This is a genomic window from Rothia sp. HSID18067 (assembly GCF_003989445.1).
Taxonomy (GTDB): Bacteria; Actinomycetota; Actinomycetes; order Actinomycetales; family Micrococcaceae; genus Rothia; species Rothia aeria.
Genome location: NZ_RBMF01000003.1, coordinates 68,569 through 89,045 on the forward strand (window position 1 = coordinate 68,569; position 20,477 = coordinate 89,045).

General features: G+C 57.4%; 14 protein-coding genes. 1 reads left to right on the plus strand and 13 read right to left on the minus strand.

Annotation, left to right across the window (positions count from 1 at the left end; translation table 11 throughout):
- Nucleotides 1–37: 37 nt before the first annotated feature.
- From D8M23_RS09060 to D8M23_RS09115, 12 genes are all read right to left on the minus strand, one after another.
- Nucleotides 38–1,186, minus strand: coding sequence for a GtrA family protein (locus D8M23_RS09060; RefSeq protein WP_126854522.1), 1,149 nt, complete (start codon nt 1,184–1,186; stop codon nt 38–40).
- Nucleotides 1,183–2,133: a phosphodiester glycosidase family protein gene (locus D8M23_RS09065; protein WP_238693850.1), complete on the minus strand. Its 951-nt coding sequence runs from the start codon at nt 2,131–2,133 to the stop codon at nt 1,183–1,185. Before D8M23_RS09065 ends, D8M23_RS09060 begins: the two co-directional genes overlap by 4 nt.
- A gap of 424 nt (nt 2,134–2,557) precedes the next feature.
- Nucleotides 2,558–2,767 carry a DUF3073 domain-containing protein gene (locus D8M23_RS09070; protein WP_126854524.1) on the minus strand — a complete coding sequence of 70 codons (210 nt, stop codon included), beginning with the start codon at nt 2,765–2,767 and terminating at the stop codon, nt 2,558–2,560.
- Between the two features lie 327 nt (nt 2,768–3,094).
- Complete coding sequence (locus D8M23_RS09075) at nt 3,095–4,774, minus strand: carbohydrate-binding domain-containing protein (RefSeq protein ID WP_126854525.1); 1,680 nt, start codon at nt 4,772–4,774, stop codon at nt 3,095–3,097.
- A 278-nt stretch (nt 4,775–5,052) separates the two neighbouring features.
- Nucleotides 5,053–6,543, minus strand: coding sequence for a carbohydrate-binding domain-containing protein (locus D8M23_RS09080; protein ID WP_126854526.1), 1,491 nt, complete (start codon nt 6,541–6,543; stop codon nt 5,053–5,055).
- A 258-nt stretch (nt 6,544–6,801) separates the two neighbouring features.
- Nucleotides 6,802–8,397: a carbohydrate-binding domain-containing protein gene (locus tag D8M23_RS09085; protein WP_126854527.1), complete on the minus strand. Its 1,596-nt coding sequence runs from the start codon at nt 8,395–8,397 to the stop codon at nt 6,802–6,804.
- Nucleotides 8,398–8,862: 465 nt separating this feature from the next.
- Nucleotides 8,863–9,702: a polyphosphate polymerase domain-containing protein gene (locus tag D8M23_RS09090; RefSeq protein ID WP_126854528.1), complete on the minus strand. Its 840-nt coding sequence runs from the start codon at nt 9,700–9,702 to the stop codon at nt 8,863–8,865.
- 102 nt (nt 9,703–9,804) lie between these two features.
- Entirely contained in the window at nt 9,805–10,533 is a 729-nt protein-coding gene (locus D8M23_RS09095) for a DUF4956 domain-containing protein (protein WP_126854529.1), read from the minus strand.
- Nucleotides 10,534–11,034: 501 nt separating this feature from the next.
- Entirely contained in the window at nt 11,035–11,838 is an 804-nt protein-coding gene (locus tag D8M23_RS09100) for a hypothetical protein (RefSeq protein WP_126854530.1), read from the minus strand.
- Between the two features lie 582 nt (nt 11,839–12,420).
- A complete protein-coding gene (locus tag D8M23_RS09105) occupies nt 12,421–13,479 on the minus strand; it encodes an excalibur calcium-binding domain-containing protein (RefSeq protein WP_126854531.1) in 1,059 nt (352 codons plus the stop codon).
- A 302-nt stretch (nt 13,480–13,781) separates the two neighbouring features.
- Nucleotides 13,782–14,960 (minus strand): excalibur calcium-binding domain-containing protein, encoded by a 1,179-nt coding sequence (locus tag D8M23_RS09110; protein WP_023134551.1) that lies wholly within the window; start codon nt 14,958–14,960, stop codon nt 13,782–13,784.
- A gap of 201 nt (nt 14,961–15,161) precedes the next feature.
- A complete protein-coding gene (locus tag D8M23_RS09115; RefSeq protein WP_126854532.1) occupies nt 15,162–16,115 on the minus strand; it encodes a Sir2 family NAD-dependent protein deacetylase in 954 nt (317 codons plus the stop codon).
- 266 nt (nt 16,116–16,381) lie between these two features.
- On the opposite strand from D8M23_RS09115, the gene D8M23_RS09120 reads away from it, so the two are divergent.
- Nucleotides 16,382–17,692, plus strand: a complete 1,311-nt coding sequence (locus D8M23_RS09120; protein ID WP_126854533.1) for an excalibur calcium-binding domain-containing protein — start codon at nt 16,382–16,384, stop codon at nt 17,690–17,692.
- Nucleotides 17,693–17,778: 86 nt separating this feature from the next.
- On the opposite strand, the gene clpB is transcribed toward D8M23_RS09120, so the two are convergent.
- Nucleotides 17,779–20,370 carry an ATP-dependent chaperone ClpB gene (gene clpB / locus D8M23_RS09125; protein ID WP_126854534.1) on the minus strand — a complete coding sequence of 864 codons (2,592 nt, stop codon included), beginning with the start codon at nt 20,368–20,370 and terminating at the stop codon, nt 17,779–17,781.
- Nucleotides 20,371–20,477 lie beyond the last annotated feature (107 nt).

The following is a 20,477-nucleotide window of genomic DNA, read 5'->3' on the forward strand; positions in this document are numbered from 1 at the left end:
TGTTCGGGTACCCCATGCACACTGTGCACCTGAAAATCTAGTAGCGCCTGCCCGTATATTCTTCTTCGACGGATGCACCGCTGAGTTTGCTCAGCTGCAGCTCGGGCGCGGTGCGCTCTTCACGCTGGGGCGTGCGGGCGGGCAGGAACACCCAGCGGCGCTGCACCGCGAAGCTCACGGGAATCAGCACCGCCTCGGTGAGTACCTTGGCAACCGCCAGGTGCGCACCAAGGGTCATGAGCGCCTCCAGCAGGGCCGCGTTTGCCGCGAGGATGCCCACCGCCAGCGTTGCGTACCGCATCAGCGAGTTCCCGGGTGAGGGCCGGGCTGCCCCGTCACGCATCATTAGCCGGTTCACGCTGAAGTTCGCCAGCGCCGAGATAATGCGTGCGGCAATGACGGCCACCAGCAGGGGCGTACCGAGTGCGACGAGTGTGAAAAGTGCCGCCGCATCAATCAGGAACCCCGCGAACGAGGAGGCGAGGAACCCAATGAGCGGCGCGTATATAAGCGCCGAGTCGCGCACGGGCCGGAAATGACTGGTGGGGTTGCCGGGCTCATACACTTTCACGATGGGCACCTGCACCAGGTTGACGCCCGCACGGGTGGCCCGCAGCAGCATGGTGAATTCGTACTCGTACTTGTCCCCCGGTATGTTCAGCGCCCATTCGATCATCTGCGGGGTGAAGCCGCGCAGCCCGGTTTGGGTGTCTGCTAACCGGGTGCCGGTGGCGAGGGTGAAAAACCCGATGGTGAGGGCGTTGCCCACTTTTGAGCGCACGGGTACTGTGCCGCTCCCCTGGGCCGCGTTATCGGGGAGGGTGCGTACCCCCAGCACGAGTGAGTGTTTGCCGCTGTCAGCGTGGGTTGCTGTGTGTGCGCCGACCCGCAGGATATCCCGCACCAGGTGTTGGCCGTCCGCGTCGGCGGTGACGACTACCTGCCGGGGCTGATAGATGCGTGCCCAGTTCAGGCCGGTGCGTATGGCTGCGCCTTTGCCCAGGTTGACGGGGTGGGTGATAACGGTTGCCCCGGTGAGTGTGAGTTCGGTGAAGATCGGCGTGTATTCGCTGCCGGATCCGTCGTCAATTACGAGCACCTGGATGTTCTCGCTGTGGGCGGTGAGCTGGTGTGTTAGCCGTGTGAGTGAGTTGTCGGGTTTGTAGGCGGGAATGAGTACTATCATGCGGCGCTCCCGGCAATGTAGAGAATATCGCTGGTGCCGCGTTCTTTGCTGCCTCCTAGGGGTTTATTGACGAGTTTCCCGTTGAAAACCATGACTGAGGAGCCGCCGCCGTCAAGGTTGTAGGCGGTTTCGCATCCGTGTTCTTTGAACATTTGGGCGAATTCGGGCATGGTAACCCCGCGCGAGTACCCGTCGGAGCGGCCGTCTACGACCATGAACAGCAGGTGGTTGTTTCCCAGCACACCCACGCCGGTGCGTGGCTGGTTGCCTTGGATGGAGTGGTTACCGAAGTTGGTATCGACCTCAACCTGGTCGACGCCGCTCATAACCTCGGAGTTTTTGACGAGCGCAGGCCCGAAGGAGAGGGTGTTCAGCACACCGGAGTCAATGAGCGCCTGTGCGTTGGTACTGGTTTCGTCGTAGAGTTTGACGCTGCCGTCCCGGTAGAAGGCGAGCCCTTCACGGGCGGGCGAATCGCGGTAGGTGACGCCGTTGCGGATGACGATGCCGGTGTCACGGAACCCGTAGTAGTCGCCGTTTATGGCCCAGATACCGTTGTGCTGCGCGGCAATATTGGAGGGGGTGTCGATAATGTTCTGGCCGAATTTGTTATTGGCGAAGGCGGAGCGCAGCAGCGTGGCATTATTGAGTTTTACCTCGGCGGTGAACGATACGACGGCGTTATTGCCGCTGCCTTCGGTGTAGCTTTTGAGGGTGATAGAACCTTCCTGCGCGGTGAGCCCGCTGTCGGTGATACTCACCCCGGTGAGCTCGGTGGGGTCTGCGGCCCCAGATGGGTTGTTTTTACTTTGCTGCGCCGCCTCGTAGGCGAGGGTGTCTTCGATTTGGGTGTGTTCGGCGAGGTACCGGTTGTAGGCCCAGCCAGCCCCGACCCCCGCGACGGCGAGGGTGCCGATGCCGCCGCCGATGAGGACGCGGCGGGTCATTTTCTTTGCGGTTTTGGTACCGCCGGGGGTGTTGGGGGTGCTATCTGCCGGGGCGGGGGTGTCTTCGGTGAGAGTGTTTGAGCCGGTAATATTCTGTTCGTTCTTCATATTTATAGGTTGAAATACCATCCCATGCATGGGGTATGAAGAACCTTTATTTTAGCTATGCATCGCAGCTCATATTTTCTTATTATTTTCTGATCTCTCACCTACCCGCTGCTCACCTTTTCCTGCTATATGCAGAACGCATCTGGGAAGCGCCAGTACACCAAACCGGGCCAGCACCACCTGCCCCATCCAGTTACCCAAGCTGAAGGCACACAAAAACCGGTTTGGGCATCCCCTAGGGGATGCCCAAACCGGTTGCATAGCAGGCGACATGAGAGCCAGTGCCGCGCCTTATACTTTTAGCGATGCACCTCAGCTATACCTCGTCGTCGTAGTTTGCATATTTCTCTGCGTACGCCGAGTAGTCATCCTCATCATCGTAACGATGTTGGGACGAGTCGGAGGTTTTACTCTTCTTAGCGCTACTGAGCTCACGCTCAAGTGCGCTGTAATCAGTTTCGGGGCTGAAGTACTTCATCTCCCGAGCCTGCCGTGTTGCCTTAGCCTTCTGACGGCCGCGCCCCATGGCGTGACCCCCTCTTTCATCCTGTCCGTGACTGCCGCCCGCATGGCGCGCGCAACCGACGGATCGCTTGTACAGTCTTTCCTGCCTTCTAGGGTACCTTGTTTGACCCCTTATTGTCTTCCTGACAGACACATATTCTGCTAGAAATCTCAGAAAAACTGGGGGCAAACACCGCCTATTGCGGGTTTGAAGCTTACCGAACACCCTTTTTATTTTGCACGGGTTATCGGCAGCTTTAGCACCCCGAGAGTGCGGAATACCCCGTCCCCTCCTACCGACGTGTTAGGAGAGGACGGGAAATCGAATCCGGCACAACAGGCCGCTGGGTTAGGCGGCGGTGAAGCTACCCAGCTCACTCGCCCCGCTTGCCGCAGTGGTGGATACAGCATCTACACTGCCGGAGGTCACAGAGACGGTGTAGCTTTGCCCCTTGACAATATTCTTATTCGAGACGAGCACCAGCTGCACCCCTGACTTGGTGATCTTATAGTTCGCGACCACGGTGCCTGAGGAATCGGTGACCTGAACGGTGCTGCCCTGGGTGAGGGCCGACGAATCAGTAATTTTCAGGTACCCGCTGGTCGATGCTGATGAGGGGGCTTCGAACATGTCGGCGGTGCTGCCAGCGGTGACGGTTCCCCCATTCAGCAGCAAATCACCATTGGAGTCAAGGGCGTTATTGCCGCCAGCGACAGGGCCGTTTACAGTGACGGTGCCGCCGCTGAACGTTGCGGTACCGTTCGAGTCGATCCCGTCACCCTCGGCGTTGACCGTCACGGTGCCGCCGCTTATATTAATGGCCGCGTCTACCACCTCGAAGGTGCCGCCGCCACCGCCGGGCATAGCACCGTCAGTCGGAGGCTGGGGTATATTCTGGTTTTGCCCAGTGCTGCCCTGGCTGCCGCCGGGTGCGGCTCCCCCGCCCGCCGGGGCCTGCTGCACCTGACCGTTCTGGTTCTGCTGGGTTTGCTGCCCGGTGGTGGCCGTCCCACTGGTGGTATCGGATGAGGTGTCAGATGAGCTGTCTTTGAGGGAGGCGTTAATACCGTCATCCGTGCTATTGACGGTCACATCACCATCAAGAATATTAATGTACTGCGCCTCAATGCCTTCATTAGATTTCTCGATGTTCAGGGTGCCGCCGGAAATTTCGAGGGTGTGCGGGGCCTTGAGCCCGTCATCCCCAGCCGAGATAGTCACCGACCCGGCGCTCAGCCGGGTGAAGCCCAAGCTTTCGTCATCGGTGTTGGTGGATTTAATGCCGTCTTGTGCGGCAGTAACATTGACGATTCCACCGGTAATATCCACATAGTCCTTGCCCTTAATACCGGTGTTCGCGGCGTTGACCTCAAGGGTGCCGCTGGCAATAACCAGCCCGCCAGTAGTGTGGATGCCCTCCTCGTAGGCACCCTCCACAGACAGGCTGCCCTCCCCGGTGAGGGTCAGGTTCGCGGTGGAGTAGATGGCAGCATCCGGGTCGTCGTCACCGGTGGCAGTGTAGTTAGCCTCATCAGCGACGGTGTTCGTGGTACCCGCAGCAGTGTAGATAATTGCTTCAGCGGCGCTCACCACATTAATGGCCGCCCCGGTTGAGTTGGTAATCTTCGCGTTATCAAGCACCAGCCGCACCGTGTCGGTCTTGGCCGCTTCGATCTTCACTTGGCCGCTGTACTCACCGGTGATCCGGTAGGTGCCGCCGGAGGTAATGGTGATGGTGCCGTTCTCTACGCTGACCCCATCGGTGACGGTGGGGTTCGCCAGGTCAATAGTTTTCTCGCCTGAGGAGTCCCAGGTGAGGTCCTCATTGGTGTAGTGGGTTTGGGCATCCAGTGTCTGCCCTGCGGCCGTATTGGAGGTGGACGTTCCGGCGGTGGTTCCTGAGACTGCGCTGTGCACGGTAGAGGTGCCGGAGGTGAGAGTGGTGCCGCTGGCGGTGGAGCATCCGGTGAGCCCCAGCGCGGCGATCAGAGTTACGGAGGTTACGGTTTTGAGCATTGAGTTCTTCATACCTCCTATATTTCGGCAGTTAGCTAAGCCTCAGCTGTGCTCGGGCTTTTTCTGCGCAATGTCTTAGGGGCTGCCCCCAGTTGCCGCAGCAGATAACCTGAATCATTGAGAGATGAGCATAAAAAGACACGCGATGCACCGGTTTGAGCATCGCGTGTTTTCTGGCTGCGCGCCTTCAGCCCCGTACCGTGACAAGCCAAAAAGATAGCGGCTTCCCGCCTCCTCCCATTGTGTTGGGAGGGAACAGGAAGCCGCATCTGGCTCAGCAGGGCACTGGATTAAGCGGCGGTGAAGCTGCCCAGCTCGGTTGCGCCATTCGCCACATCGGTGGAGTCAATATCCACATCGCCGGAGGCCACGTAGACCTTGTAGTCCTGCCCCTTGACAATATTCTTATTCGAGACGAGCACCAGCTGCACCCCTGACTTGGTGATCTTATAGTTCGCCACCACCTCGCCGGAGGAGTCGGCCACCTGAACGGTTTTGCCTTGGGTCAGGGCAGCGTTATTAACGATTTTCAGGTGCCCGCTGGTTGATTCCGTTGAGGGTGTCTGGAACTTTTCGGCGGCGCTGCCGGTGGTGACGTTTGCCCCGTTCAGCAGCAGCTTGCCGTCAAAGTCAATAGCCCTGTTGCCGCCAGCGATGGGGCCGTTCACAATGATGGTGCCGCCGGTGAATACCGCGTTGCCGTTCGTGTCGATCCCGTCAGCATCAGCGTTGACGACCACGGTGCCGCCGCTAATATTAACGTCCGCGTCTACCGGAGCGGCGCCAGCACCATCAGCGGGTTCCTGTTCCTGGTCGGCATCGCCGTCATCATCTACCTTGTCGGCTGCGGGCAAGGAGGCGTTAATGCCGTCATCCGTGCTATTGACGGTCACCTCACCGTCAAGGACGTTAACGTACTGCCCTTCAATACCCTCATCGGACTTTTCAATGTTCAGGGTGCCGCCGGAAATTTCGAGGGTGCGCGGGGCCTTGAGCCCGTCATCCCCAGCCGAAATAGTCACCGACCCGTCACTGAGGCGAGTAAAGCCCTTGTTTTCATCATCGGTGTTGGTGGATTTAATGCCGTCTTGCCCGGCGGTAACCGTCACGGTGCCGCCAACAATGTCTACATAGTCTTTGCCTTTAATACCGGCTTTTGTAGCGTTGACGTCAAGGGTGCCGTTGGCGATGACGAGCCCGTCAGTGGTGTGAACACCCGCTTTGTAGGAGCCCTTCACAGACAGACTGCCTTCCCCGGCGAGGGTCAGGTTCGCGGTGGAGTAGATGGCCGCGTCCGGGTCATCTGCGCCTTTAGCAGCATAGTTAGCCCCATCTGCAATGGTGTTTGCCGTGCCCGAAGCGGTGTAAATAATCGCTTCACCAGCGCCCGCCACATTAATGGCTGGCCCGGTTGAGTTGGTAATCTTCGCGTTATCGAGCACCAGCCGCACCGTATCAGACTTACCGGCTTCAATCTTCACTTGGCCGTTGTACTCGCCGGAGAGCCGGTAGGTACCGTCTGCGGTGATAGTGATAGTGCCATTGTTAACGTTTACCCCGTCGGCAGCGGCGGGGTTCGCCAGGTCAATGGCTTCTTCGTCGGAGGAATCCCATTTGAGGTCTTCATCGGAGTAGTGGGTTTGTGCATCTAGCTTTTGCACTGCGGCTGCGTTGGGTGCGGCAGCGACGGGAGGCGCGCCATTGGCGGCAAGGTACCCGGTAGACCCCAGCGCGGTGATCAGAGTTACGGAGGCTACGGTTTTGACCGTTGTTTTCTTCATATTTATTGTTATCTTTCGGTGATTATTAGAGTCTCGGCAGTGGCTCAAGACTTTAAGAGTGTACATTAAGTTGAAGGATTGTGTAACCTGATTCATAGATAAATAAATATAAAGAAGACACGCGATGCACCGGTTTGAGCATCGCGTGTCTTCTTATTGTGTACCTTCACCCCCGTACCGCTACGAGCCGAAAGACAGCAGCTCCACGCCTTCCCCGTTATTTCGCCTTGTCACAACGGGTTTATAGGTATTGTTGGGCTATTCTGCGGCGTACGTGCCCACTTCAACCGCCCCCGGAGCGAGGGTCGTGCTGCCCTCCTGCACCGGCTCAGACACCGTATATACCGTATAGTTATTACCTTTTACAAGGGATGGGTTCGAGACAAAGAACAGCTGCACGCCGGTGGTAACCACCGTATAGTTCGCCACCACCGCCCCGGTCTTGGTATCCGTCACCTGCACTGTGCGTCCGGGGGTAAACACGTCCAGATTAACCACTCGCAGGTACCCGTTCGTTGACTTCTCGGAGGGAACCTTAAACATTTCTGCACCGCTGCCGGCCGCCGCAATATTCACCCCGTTCAGCAGCAGCTCGCCATTGGCATCCACCGAGTTATTCAGGTAGGTTGGGGGGCCATTAACGATAACAGTGCCGCCGGTATAGGTCTGAGAGCCGTTCGAGTCGATACCATCCCCCTCAACGTTCACCGTGACCTGTCCGCCGCTGATATTAATGGCGGCGTCAATGACCTCAGTGGTATCCCGTGCACCTCCCACGCTGCCGCTGGGTTCCTGCTGGGGCTGACCGTCAGGTGTGGGGTCGTCCTCGGCTTCCTGCCCATCGGGCAGGGGGTCTTTGAGGGAGGCGTTAATACCGTCGTCTATGCTGTTTACAGATACCGTGCCGCCGAAAATATTAATGTACTGGCCCTCCACACCTTCTCGGGCCTTTTCAATATTGAGCGTACCGTCGGCTACTTCAACGGTGCGGATGGCTTTAAGTCCGTCATCACCAGCAATAACCTTCACGGTGCCGCCGGTAATACGAGCCCACCCATACCCTTCCTCTTTAGAGTTGGTGGCTTTAATAGCATCTTTCTGGGAGTTGACGGATACCTCACCGCCCAGAATATCCACATAGTTTTTGCCTTTAATCCCGGTTTTTACGGAGTTCACATTCAGGGTTCCGTTGGAGATTACCAGCCCGCCAGTGGTATGCACTCCTTCTTCATGGTTCCCGTTCACCGTCAACGTGCCTTCCCCAGCGAGGGTCAGGTTCGCGGTGGAGTAGATCGCTGCGTCTGGTTTTTTCTTACCAGTTACCGTGTACTGCTCCCCATCACTGACAGTATTGGTGGTGCCAGCCATCGTATATACGAGTGTCGTGCCGCCTCCGGTGGCAGCAATAGCCGGCCCCGTGGAGTTAGTAATAGTCACATTATCTAAGATGAGCCGCACTGTCTCAGGCTCGGCAGTATTAATGCGTACCTGCCCGGTGTAGTCGCCGCTTAGATGATAGTTCCCGGCTTTGGTAATCACTAGGGCACCATCCTCAACGCTCACCCCGTCAGCGGAAGGTTCATTCGCAAGGTCAAGGCGGATTTCAGATCCAGTATCCCAGGTGAGACTACCGTGGGTGTGGTGGGTTTCAGCATTAATTTTTTCGCCGGTTTTCGTATTCGAACTATATTTGCCCGAGGGGGCTTTTGCCTGTTGAGCGGGTGCGGCATTGGTCGGGCCTAGGGAGTCTTTCGGGGCAGCACTAGATTCATTATTACTACCTGAGCATCCGGCCAGCCCCAAACCCACAATAAGGGGTAGAGAGGCTGCCACGTTTAAAGGGGATTTCTTCACTATGCGTCTTCTTCCTGCCTGCGTATATCGGTGTCTGTATACGCGTGTCATAACGGTACCGGGTAACGTTTGGCTCCCCATGTACCCTTACCGGTGGTTGGTGTTATTGGCGGTTATTTGCATGTTGTCTGCGCGCTGCACCCTAGAATCCCCCTGGGTGAGGGGGCTCCGTCGAATACGCGCCATGAGTTAGGTGGCGGTAAGCCACGCATTCTACCCTACCATTAGGTGGGTTTAAAAATACTAAATGGGTGACGCCTGAACCCTGCGGCATAGCATTCACTGTGAGGTTAAAAAGGGTACGGCACCTGCTGCGCTTATTGTGTGAGGCATTGGGCCTTATCACGTTCTGCGCGGCAGGTGCCGTCTCGTACCGGCAATTTAATGTGTTCGTTCTTGTGCCGGTTTTAGTTTAGTGTCGGTTGTGGTTGGTTATTCTCCCTTCTATACGGTGACGCGGGTTGCCTAGACGGCAACTTTAGCTGGCACCAGGTTCATCCACCGCTCAATAATGCGGTGCCACTTATTGGAGGGCAGCTGCGGGTTGAGTGCCGCCAGACCGGTACCGAACTTGGAGATCTTGACGGGCCGGATGCCCGCACGCCACAGGTGCTTGTCTGCGACTGAGGGGGCCGTGCCGGATTTCGTTTCAATAATGACGGTGCCGGGAATCGTGTACTCAACCCCCACCTTATGGCCGTGGTAGTTTTCCCGGGTTACCCCCGCATAGAGCGCATGATCTGACAGGGGCGTCCACGTGAGGTTACGGTCAATGGTCAGGCGGGAGTCCACCGGGTTCTGCTCTGAGGCGGGTAGGTAAATGGTGGTGCGTCGATACCCGGTGCTAATAACCGGTTCGAACTCAATGGCCGGGGTGTCAAGAATCCCGTAGAGTGCCTCGTTGACGTACTGTCGGCCCTCTTCAGTAAGCTTGTCACGGTCATCAATGGAGTAAGGAATGCGCTCCTTCACGGTCATGGCACGTTCACCTTCAGTCTTGACCTCCAGGAAGCATGTGTTGGTGTCGAGGTAGCTGCGGGTGCGCACCTTGAACCGGTCGGGGCGGTCGGTGGCGGCCGCGTAGTAGCTGACCAGGTTGGGGGTATCGAAGTAGACGGAGTCGTAGGCAAATTCGCGCTGCCCCTCAATTTCGAGTACGGATGCCTCGGCGGGCAGCTCTGCCAGTACCGATGCCGCGTAGTCTGCGTCTACGATGTATTTACGGTCCATGCGGGTCTGCATGGCAGCTTTGTTATTAAGATCGTTCAGGGTAATGCTCTGCCAGTAGCTGGGAATAATTTCCATGATGCTGTTCCTTTCGGGCACCGCCCGGTGACTGTGCGGAAGCCGTGCCGGGTCGGTATTGTCGGTTAGAGCTACGAAAGTAGCAGGATATGCGCGAATCCTTTAGATATTGCGGGACGCCTCATGCAGGTGGTGGCCGTAGCCTTGCTGTGAGGAGGCGTACCCTTGGGCTTGGTTGCCATAGCCCTGAGTGGCACCTGCACCCTGCTGTGTTGGGGTGTTCTGCGCTGTGGCAGTTACCGCATAGTCGGGGGTGTTTCCCTGTTCTGCGGTGGTATCTTCTGCCGGTGGGTCAGGGTTGTAGCTAACCTCTGCCCTGGTAGTGTCGTTGACCATGTCGAGCTCCGATACTTTCACGCTGAGCACTTCGTAGGAGAGCTTCTGGTTCAAGTATGTTTTGAGTTCTTCAGGGTCGCTAATGGCACGATCGACGGTAATGATCTGGGTCTTCTGCTTATTGTCGAAGAAGGGCAGATCGACGACGGCCATGATAATAACGAGCATCGCCATGAGGGCGTATGCCATATATTCGGGATCCAGCCTGACACCTGCTATGAGGCCCAATGCCAATGAGACAAAGTAGTAGGCGACTTCGCGTTGTGCCAATGGTGTGGAACGCAGGCGGATGATGGATAGCACACCGAATAGCCCAAGCCCCATTCCTGCACTCGTGCCGGAGGCAAATGAGAGTGCTTCTGTGACCACAAAAACGCCGAAGTTAATGATGGTGTATGAGACCACTAGCTCACGGCGGCTGTGGCGGACGAGGTAGATGGTGCACAGAGCGGCAATTGCTATAAGGTCCGCGATTACCATACTCACTAGGTGCATAGGATTCTCCGTCTGTAGTGTAGTGATTCGGATATTTATAGATTCGCACTTAATCCTGTGTTGTAGCTGTGTCCTACTTAGATCGCAGGTATGTCTTCCAACGGCGCTGGTCTTATCCTGTATCGCCTCTTTTCTGTTGGCGGTTCATGTGCTGTATTCCTACATGTTTCATGTGGGTTTTTGGGCGGTAACTGTCAGTAGAATATATCTGTTACCTTTCCCCTCATTTTATCAATCTAAGGCTTAGGTTTTAACGCACCTTCACGTTCTATGGCTTAAATTCAACCTATACAGATAGAGTTGCCTTGACATTTATGTGCATAAAAATCACATTCACATAACGCCTTTTGCGAACGAAATCATTTATAGTGTGACCTGTTTTATGGTTTTCTGTGGGGATATCCCCACAAATCCAAAATCCCCCTTTGCATTCCATGCAAAGGGGGATTTAAGTGAATATTTACACAATGCGGCAGTATAAAGTACCAGCCGGGCGATATTTTATGATTTACGCCGAATATTGAAGAAAATGATGAGCGCAGCGAGTACCACACCGCCGCCAATCAGCCCGTAGCCAAGCCACGGCATCATATTCCCGCCCGAGTTATTTGAAGATGCGCTGGTCACTGCGGTGGGGCTGGCGCTGCTGCTGATCGGGCTTAGCGGCTTTTCATCCGCATCTGTGGTGGCGCTGCTAGCAGCGGTGTGAGTTTCTTCTTCCTTAGCTGCGGGGCTGCTTTCTTCTCTAGCGGGAGTCTCTGTCTTAGCGCCTTTAGAAGGATCTTCCTTGGGGCTTTCAGACTTGTTCGCATCGGCTGAGGCTGACTCCGAGGGTTTGGCATTGCCGGTGCCGCCGTTTTTATCTACCACGGTCACAGAAGCGGCTATGCCTCCGCGCTTATTATCGTTGGGGTTCAAAGACCCGGTGAGCACGTTAATGGTGGCGGTCGAACCGGCAGTATAACGATCCTGCCAGGGAATAGAGCCGCTCACTTTACCGTCAGCGTCAGCTTCGAACTGCAAGTAGTCTGACGAGCCCACAGGCCCACCGTTGAGACGCACGGCAAGTACTGAGGGGGTGCCGTCGGTGGCAAAGAAGTTAACGCCTGAAAATTCTAGGGGTTCGCCCTCAGTCCAGGTTGAGGGGAAGGTAAGGGTGGCGCCGTCGGTGTATTCCTTAACAATAGGCGTTGCAGATGGTTCTGGCGCTGCATAAGCGGCCGGTGCCAAAACCGAGCTGCTTAGTAGACTGCACCCAAGAGCGAGCACAGCGCCGGAAGTAGCGATTTTTTTACGGAATGTCATATCACCAGTCTATCGAAAATGATGTGCACCGTGTGGATAGTATTACCGTATTATTAAAACTCCCCCGTGTAATAATTCACTTTTTGACTGAATTCACCCTGCACTATCAACCTTTATATCCTCAGTATTTCAATCAAGACACTCTAAAAGACTACATCTTAACTACACACTATAAAAGGTATAAAACATAAAAATGCACATATCTCCTATAATACTGAGGGTATAGTGTTTATCTATTCATACATTGTTATTTTATTGCAGGTTTATGATACGTTCAGCACATCGTCAAGAAATTTTACGCTCGGCGTGGCGTATTGCCCCTATGAGCACTATACCCACGCATAATGCGCCGTACCGTACCTTTGTATTTCAGAGCACCCTACACCTCTTGGCCGAAGAGCTTCTGCAAGCGTTCATCGTCCCATCCCCCAAGCCGAAAGTGCCCCCCCTACACACAAGTGCAGGCCTCTGCCCCGCCATACTGCGGTATGCAAGAGACCTGCACTATTGTTGTCGGTTGGAATACTCCACGGCAGCACGCATTAGGTAACGCGCACCAGCCAACATCTAGGGAATCAAGGCTTAGGAGTTCTGCTTACGGCGGCGCATCACCACAATTGCGGCAACACCAGCGCCCACAGCAGCCAGACCCAAGCCCGCAATGGTGGCAACACCGGCCGCACCCGTACTTGCCAGCCGCCCAGAGATACTGCCGCCACTATTATTATTGCTGTCGCTAGCGGCTACCCCGCTATTAGAATCCACGCGGGAGGCGCTGTTCTCATAGTCAGCTTCTTCCTCGCAGCCTTTCCCATCATGATCGGCATCAAACTTCTCCTGGAAGTCCGGGTGGCCCTTGTGGATGGGGGCCAGACCAGCATCCTGCACCTCTTTGCAGTTCTTAAAACGCGGGGTTGGTGATGCTTCTGCGGTAGCACCCTCCGATACCTCAGTGGAAGCCGATGAGGTTTCGCTGGAGGTCGCCGAGGGCTGCTGCGAAGGGGCGGTCTCGCTCGGGGTTGCCGAGGGCGATTCAGCCGGTGATTCAGAGGGTGATTCAGATGGGGCAGCAACGGGTGAGCTCGCGCTGGGAGCAGGAGCTGAAGGAGACTCCGAAGGCACGCTGCTGGGTTTCTCAGAAGGTGACGGTGTCTCAGAAGGGGTGTCCTTCGGTACAGACGAATCAGACGGGGCAGCCGAATTGTCCACGACGGTCACCGTAGCCGCCACGCCGCCACGCTGCCGGTCTTTCTTATTCAACGAGCCGGTGAGCACATTAATTTCGACGCTTTCCCCTGCCTTAAGGTTCTCCTGCCAAGGGATAGAGCCAGAAATATTGCCGTCCGCATCCGCTTTAACCTCTAGGTAGCGGGCGCCGCTGACGGGGCCGCCGTTGATTTTAACCGCCAAAATAGAAGGGGAACCATCAGTTGCTTTGAAACCGGTACCTGTAAAGTGCAGGGGTTGACCTACGGTCCAGGTGTCCGGAAACTGCAGGCTCGCCCCATCTTCGTAAACGTGAGCGGCTGCGGCTGGAACCGAACCAGGTGCTGCAAAAGCAGCGGGAACAGTTGCACCAACCATGCCGCACCCCAGTGCGGCAACGATGCTGAATGTAGTAAATTTAGTGCGAATACTCATGACTTAATTTTATCTGTACGCACAGTATTAAATTCAGTTATTGCACGCAGAAGACTATGGTGTTCGTCAATATGGTTAACCTTCCTTAGACGTAAAACCCACCCTTAAATCATTGGTGCTATATCCCTGATCTGGCAGGCTTTGAGGAACATATTAACGGTATAAGACACGGCTTCTGTGGCGGGCGGCTCATCGCATAAGTGCTCTAAATTGACCCGCAATACACTCTTGCATTCTTATAGGCACGTTCTTGAATATGTAGAGAATAATTCACCCACGGCGGGTTATACGCGAGAGCGGCATCACTCTTTACGCATTTTGCGCACGGCCAGGAATATTGCTCCACCAATTCCGCCCACAATCAGCACATAACCGGCAGCCAGCAAAACCCCGTTTTTACCGGGGTCCGCAAGATCTGCCGGGCTAAACCCCTGCCCGGAAGAACCCTGCTCACCCGAGGCCTCCGTAGAGGCAGAAGAATCCCCAGCCGCAGCACCCGTGGTAATCGTCACAGGCTCGTTGCCGAAGTCTGCGGGCTTATCGCACCCCACACCATCATGGTCAGCGTCAAAACCCTCCTGAAAATCCGGGTGGTCCTTATGAATAGGGGCCAGCCCGGCGTCCTTCACCTCTTTACAGTTATGAAAACGCTTATTCCCGCTGGCAGAGGCTGAGGCTGACGCACTGGGGCTGGACTCGCTGGCACTGGCCGAAACCTTATCGGAAGGACCATCCGGTTCGGAGGAATCTATAGCGCTGCCAGAGGCCCCGTTACTATCCTGCTGCCCACCCTGTGGGGAGGCTGAGGGGTCGCTGCCGCCGCCGCTTTGGGCACCGCCAGCATTATTATTATTGCCGCCGGAGTTATTGTCGCCGCCACTGCCGCCCTGGTTCTTATTGTCACCAGAGCCGCCGTTACCGTCCTTATTATTCTTATCCCCAGAAGTGCTGCCGCCGTTAGAGCCCCCGCCGTTCTTATTTTCACCAGACTTATCTTTCTCCGCCGGTTTCTGGGCTGCACCGGTGGTGGTCTTCGGCTGCGGGGCAGGGTTCTGCCGCGCCGGGGCGGCCACAACCCGCACATCAACCTCGCTGCCCTCGTAGAAACCGCCCCGAGTCAACGCGAAAGTCTCAAACTCAATGCTCTGCCCGGCCTGTAAACTATTCGACCACGGGATAGAAGTAGTGAATTTTCCATTAGCATCCGGACGCACCTCGTGGTAAATTTCGCCCTCATCGCCACGCAATACAACAGTCACCGACCGGCCGCTTCTGGTTCTAAACCCCTGCCCGGTAACAGTTAGCGGTTGCCCCGCCGTCCAGGTGGTGGGGAAATTAACGGTTGCTCCAGCTCTGAAATAACTGGTGGCAGTGGGAGCAGCCACCGGCGCGGCCGAGGCAATAGGAGCGGATGTGCCTACCATGCCGCCCGCAAGCGCGGCTATGATACCGAAAGTGGCAATCTTGGTGCGAATTGTCATGCCTTATATTCTATCGGCGAAGCAATAATATTACATGGCCTACGATTATGGTGTGGGTCAAATAGCGGCGATAGGGCACGCACTATTTTGCGCTAATGTACGCCCCCATTAGGGGAAATACTCTAACCCGGTGTTTGGCGCACCTTGCGTATTTCTTTATTATTCTTCTCCTGTGCGTGGCGGCGCCTTGGGCCACGGTGCTCACAGCTGCAACCGGTCAAGCAGCTGGCCCAGCGCATCCCCCACATTGGTGCGCCACAGATAGGTGGCGCGCGCATCCGCCCGGCCCGGCCCACCGTTCAACACGGCAACCGGCTTATTGGCCCTGAGCGTATCCAACACAATCTTATAACTGCTCATCACCGCCACCGACGAACCAACCACCAGCAGAGCAGTCGAATCAGCCATCATATGCCGCAGCCGCTCCTTCCGCTCGGCGGGCACAGATTCACCGAAGTACACCACATCCGGTTTAAGGCGCTGGGAGCCGCACGCAATGCACCCGATCATCACAAAATCACGGATGAAATCGTTATCCAACTCAACATCGCCATCAGGGTTAACCCGCAAATCAGTGCCCGCAAGACGCGCCAAATAGCCGGGATTTGCGGCATCCAAACGAATATCCAGGCTCGCCCGCCCCTCACGGTGCCCGCAGGTGAGGCATATGATCGTTGAGAGATCACCGTGCAGAGCCAGCATGTTTCTGCTCCCCGCCTGGGCATGAAGCCCATCAACGTTCTGGGTGATCACCCCAGAAACAGCACCGTGCTGCTCAAGCTCAACCAGCGCATAGTGGGCACGGTTAGGTTTGGCCTCCTTCATGCGCCGCCACCCCACATAGGAACGCGCCCAGTAGCGCTGGCGGGCAGCGTCATCATACCGGAATTCCTGGTAGGTCATGGGGCGGTGCTCACGCAGGGAACCGGCGGGGCCACGGTAATCAGGGATACCGGATTCGGTACTAACCCCCGCCCCGGTGAGCGCAAGCACCCGGCCTGCACGAAGCATACCAGCCACCCCTTCGAGGGCAACCTCAGGCTGGTGCGGCTGGGCGGTCTCGGCAACAACACGCTGGATAGAACGGATCGCGGCACGGTGCACGGCGGCAATCTCGTGATTATCGAATCCGGTCGTGTCAGTCCATTTATCCATTGCGTCCCAGTGTGCCGTCGTTCAAGAATGTACTGCACCCATTGTAGGATGCGCCCCGCCATGACCGTGCACGCTGCGGGTATCCGTACCGGGAATGACCGTGCGTCGGCTGGGACCGCGCACTGCTCACCCGCGCACGAAAAGAATTTCTGGGGGTAAACCTCAACTAACAGCTTAAAGATAGGGTATCCATACTGTTGTACACCACAGTCCCGAAGCGTCTTTTCGGGCATTTTACCCTACGCGGTGCCTATAGAATTTTAGGTATGACAACTCATCACAAATTCGCAACTATTGGCGCCGTCGCCACACTCAGCCTCAGCCTCGTAGGCGCGACCGCCGTCCCCGCCGCATTCGCGGCACCCGCAACCAACACCGCCGCCGTAGCACCCGCAGCAAACACAAGCCACACCTACGACGACGGGGCAACCATCACCTTCCCCAGCTCCTGGACCGTGGGGCAGGGTCTAAGCTTCACCGGCACCGGGTTCAAAGCCAAAGACGGCTCACCCTCGGTACTCGCCCTCAAAATTGATGGCGGTGGCGTAAGCGGACAGCCCTACCTGCGTGTTGAGGCCGACGCAAACGGCAACGTGGCGGGCACCATCCCCTGGCAGGAAGGGCTCAAACCCGGGCAGACCGTGACCCTCACGGTGCTCACCGGGTCGCTCAATAAGCAGGATCCCCGCCGCGGCGGCGACGCTGCAACCGTGACAATCCAGGCGGCAGCAGCTCCTAGCGCTTCCCCCACCGATACGGCTGCTGCTTCCGCTGCGCCCGCACCGACCGAAGCGGCCCCCAGCTCCTCAGCCTCTGCCGCGCAGAGCACTACCGAGGCACCCGCTGCTTCAAGCGCCTCCGCAGCGGTGACGGGCAAGCCGCAGCCTGCGGTGCAGCCTTCCGCTGTCCCCAGCCAGAGCGAGCAGGCAGCAAACAATTCGGCGCAGGACCCTTCCTCTGCTGAACATAACGTGCCGAACGCATCCGCAAACGCGGAACACCTGGCCGCCGCCGCTCAGGGCTCGGCCGTAGCTGGGGAAATCCCCACGAACTGCACCGAAGCATCGGCGCGCGGACTCAGCAATATTGATGCGAACAGCCCGCACTACAGTGAGCACCTTGACCGTGACAAGGACGGGGTGGGGTGCGAGACTAAAGCAACCGGCACTTCCGGTTCCGGCACCGCCAGCACCACCGGAGGCAAGCAGGCAGCAGCCGCTGACACCTCCACCAATGATGAGCTTGATAACTGCACCGAAGCCCGTGCCCGCGGTCTGAACAATATTAAGGCAGGCAGCGAACACTACAGCGGCCACCTTGACCGTGACAAAGACGGGGTAGCGTGCGAGTCCAGGGTATCCGGCAGCTACTCGGGTGGCTCCGCATCGCGTGTCTCTTCCTCCGGGACTGTCGCCTCAACCGGCAGCACGGGCAGCTACTCGGCGGCTTCAACCACTCGCGGCAGGCTGGCAAGCACCGGCGCTTCGGGTGCGCTAACCATTGCCGGGGTTGGCCTGTTCACCCTCGTAGCGGGTACCACCGTCGTACTGGTGGCACGCCGCCGCAAGCAGGCATAACACCTTTCATCTGTTAGCAAGAATGCGCGCCGTACCGGGATACTTCCCAGTGCGGCGCGCATTATCTGTGCGAGCTGCGTTACCCGTTACCGCTTAGAGGTCACTGACAGACCGTCCATTGCAACATCCGGGTTCACATCCACCTCTACGGTATCGCCGTCGTGAATGGCGCCCGAGAGGATGCCCTTCGCCAGACGGTCGCCGATCTCGCGCTGTACCAGGCGGCGCAGCGGACGGGCACCGAAGGCCGGATCGTACCCTGCCAAGCCCAGCCACTCCAGGGCGGCGGGGGTAACATCCAGGGTCAGGCGGCGGTCAGTCAGACGCTTGCCCATGCCCTGAATCTGCAGGTTCACAATCTGCCCCAGATGCTCGGAAGAGAGCGGCTCGAACATGATGATGTCGTCCAGACGGTTCAGGAACTCGGGACGGAACGCCTGGTGAACCACCTGCATCGCCTTTTCGCTGCGCTCCTCAAACGGCATCTCCTGATCGACCAGGTACTGCGAACCCAGGTTCGAGGTCAGAATCAGAATCACGTTGCGGAAGTCCACGGTGCGGCCCTGACCGTCGGTCAGACGACCGTCATCAAGCACCTGCAGCAGAATATCGAAGACCTCGGGGTGAGCCTTCTCAACCTCGTCCAGCAGCACCACGGAATAGGGGCGACGGCGCACAGCCTCGGTCAGCTGACCGCCCTCTTCGTGACCCACGTATCCGGGAGGCGCACCCACCAGGCGGGAAACGCTGTGCTTCTCGCCGTACTCACTCATGTCGATACGCACCAGGGCGTGCTCGTCATCAAACTGGAACTCCGCCAGAGCCTTCGCAAGCTCGGTCTTACCCACACCGGTCGGCCCCAGGAACAGGAAGGAACCAATCGGGCGGTTCGGGTCGGAAATTCCGGCGCGGGCGCGGCGAACCGCATCCGCTACGGCAACCACGGCAGCTTCCTGACCGATCAGGCGTTCACCGATACGTTTCTCCATCTCCAGCAGCTTCTCAGATTCGCCCTGAAGCATGCGCCCGGCGGGAATACCCGTCCAGGAAGAGATAACCTCGGCAATGTCGTCAGCCGTGACCTCTTCAGAGACCATAGCCTCGCCATGGGCCTCAGTTTCGGCGCGCTGAGCTTCCTCCAGCTCCTTCTCCTTGGCGGGAATTTCGCCGTAGAGCAGGCGGGATGCGTCCGCCAGGTTACCCTCGCGCTGTGCCACCTCGGCACGCGAGCGCAGCTCGTCGATTTCACTCTTGAGATCGCCCACGCGGTTCAGACCGGCCTTTTCGGCTTCCCAGCGGGCGTTGAGCGCATCCAGCTGTTCTTTCTTATCGGCCATGTCTTTGCGCAGCGCCGCCAAGCGTTCCTTCGACGCCGGGTCGGTCTCGTTCTTGAGGGCCAGTTCTTCCATAGTCAGGCGGTCTACGGCGCGGCGCAGCTGGTCGATTTCCTCGGGGGCCGAGTCGATCTCCATGCGCAGGCGCGATGCGGCCTCATCCACCAGGTCGATCGCCTTATCGGGCAGCTGACGTGAGGGAATGTACCTATTTGAAAGTGCTGCGGCGGCAACCAGGGCGGCATCCGAGATTTGCACCTTATGATGCGCCTCGTAGCGTTCCTTGAGCCCGCGCAGAATACCGATAGTGTCATCAACACTAGGCTCACCCACGTACACCTGCTGGAAACGACGTTCCAGGGCGGGGTCTTTCTCAATGTTCTCGCGGAACTCGTCAAGCGTAGTGGCACCAATCATGCGCAGCTCGCCGCGCGCCAGCATGGGCTTGAGCATATTGCCCGCATCCATAGAACCTTCGGATGCGCCCGCACCAACCACGGTGTGCATCTCGTCGATAAAGGTGACGATCTGGCCTTCGGATTTCTTGATTTCTTCAAGCACAGCCTTGAGACGTTCCTCGAATTCTCCGCGGTATTTAGCGCCCGCAACCATGGACCCAAGGTCAAGGCTGATCAGGGTTTTACCGCGCAGGGATTCGGGGACGTCGCCGGAGACCATGCGCTGCGCCAGCCCTTCGACCACGGCGGTTTTGCCGACGCCGGGTTCACCAATGAGCACGGGGTTGTTCTTGGTGCGCCGTGAGAGCACCTGCACCACGCGGCGGATTTCGGAGTCTCGGCCGATCACGGGGTCGAGCTTACCTTCGCGGGCGAGCGCGGTCAGGTCGGTTCCGTACTTTTCAAGGGCTTGGAAGGTGCCTTCGGGGTCCGGGGTATCCACGGTGCGGTCTCCTCGTACTTGGGGAATGGTCTCTTCGATGACTTTGGCGGTTGCGCCCAGGTTTTCAAGCGCGCGAGCGGTATCGCTATCGCCGCTTGCGATGCCCAGCAGCAGCATTTCGGTGGAGATATAAGTGTCACCGAATTTCTGTGCGTGGGTCTGTGCGCTCTGAATGGCGGCGAGGGCGCTGCGGCTGAAGTTTGCGTTCTGCACAGATGCGCCAGATGCCTTCGGCAGCTTCTTAATCTCTGCGGATGCAGCTTCCGAGATGGCGTCGATATCGAGCCCTGCGGCCTTGAGAACCGCTACGGCAACGCCTTCTCGCTGGTCCATCAGTGCTTTGAGGATGTGCGCAGGTTCAATGCTGGGGTTACCCGCTGTCTGCGCGTTCATATTAGCGGCGGAGAGCGCTTCTTGGCTCTTGGTGGTGAATTTTGCGTCCATAAATCTTATCCTTTCGCGTCTTGTGCGGGGCGCATCCTGCGCCTTCTTTTTACAGCTAACTTGAGTCTACTACACTCAAGGTTTGGATGCAAGGGGCTACTGCCGAT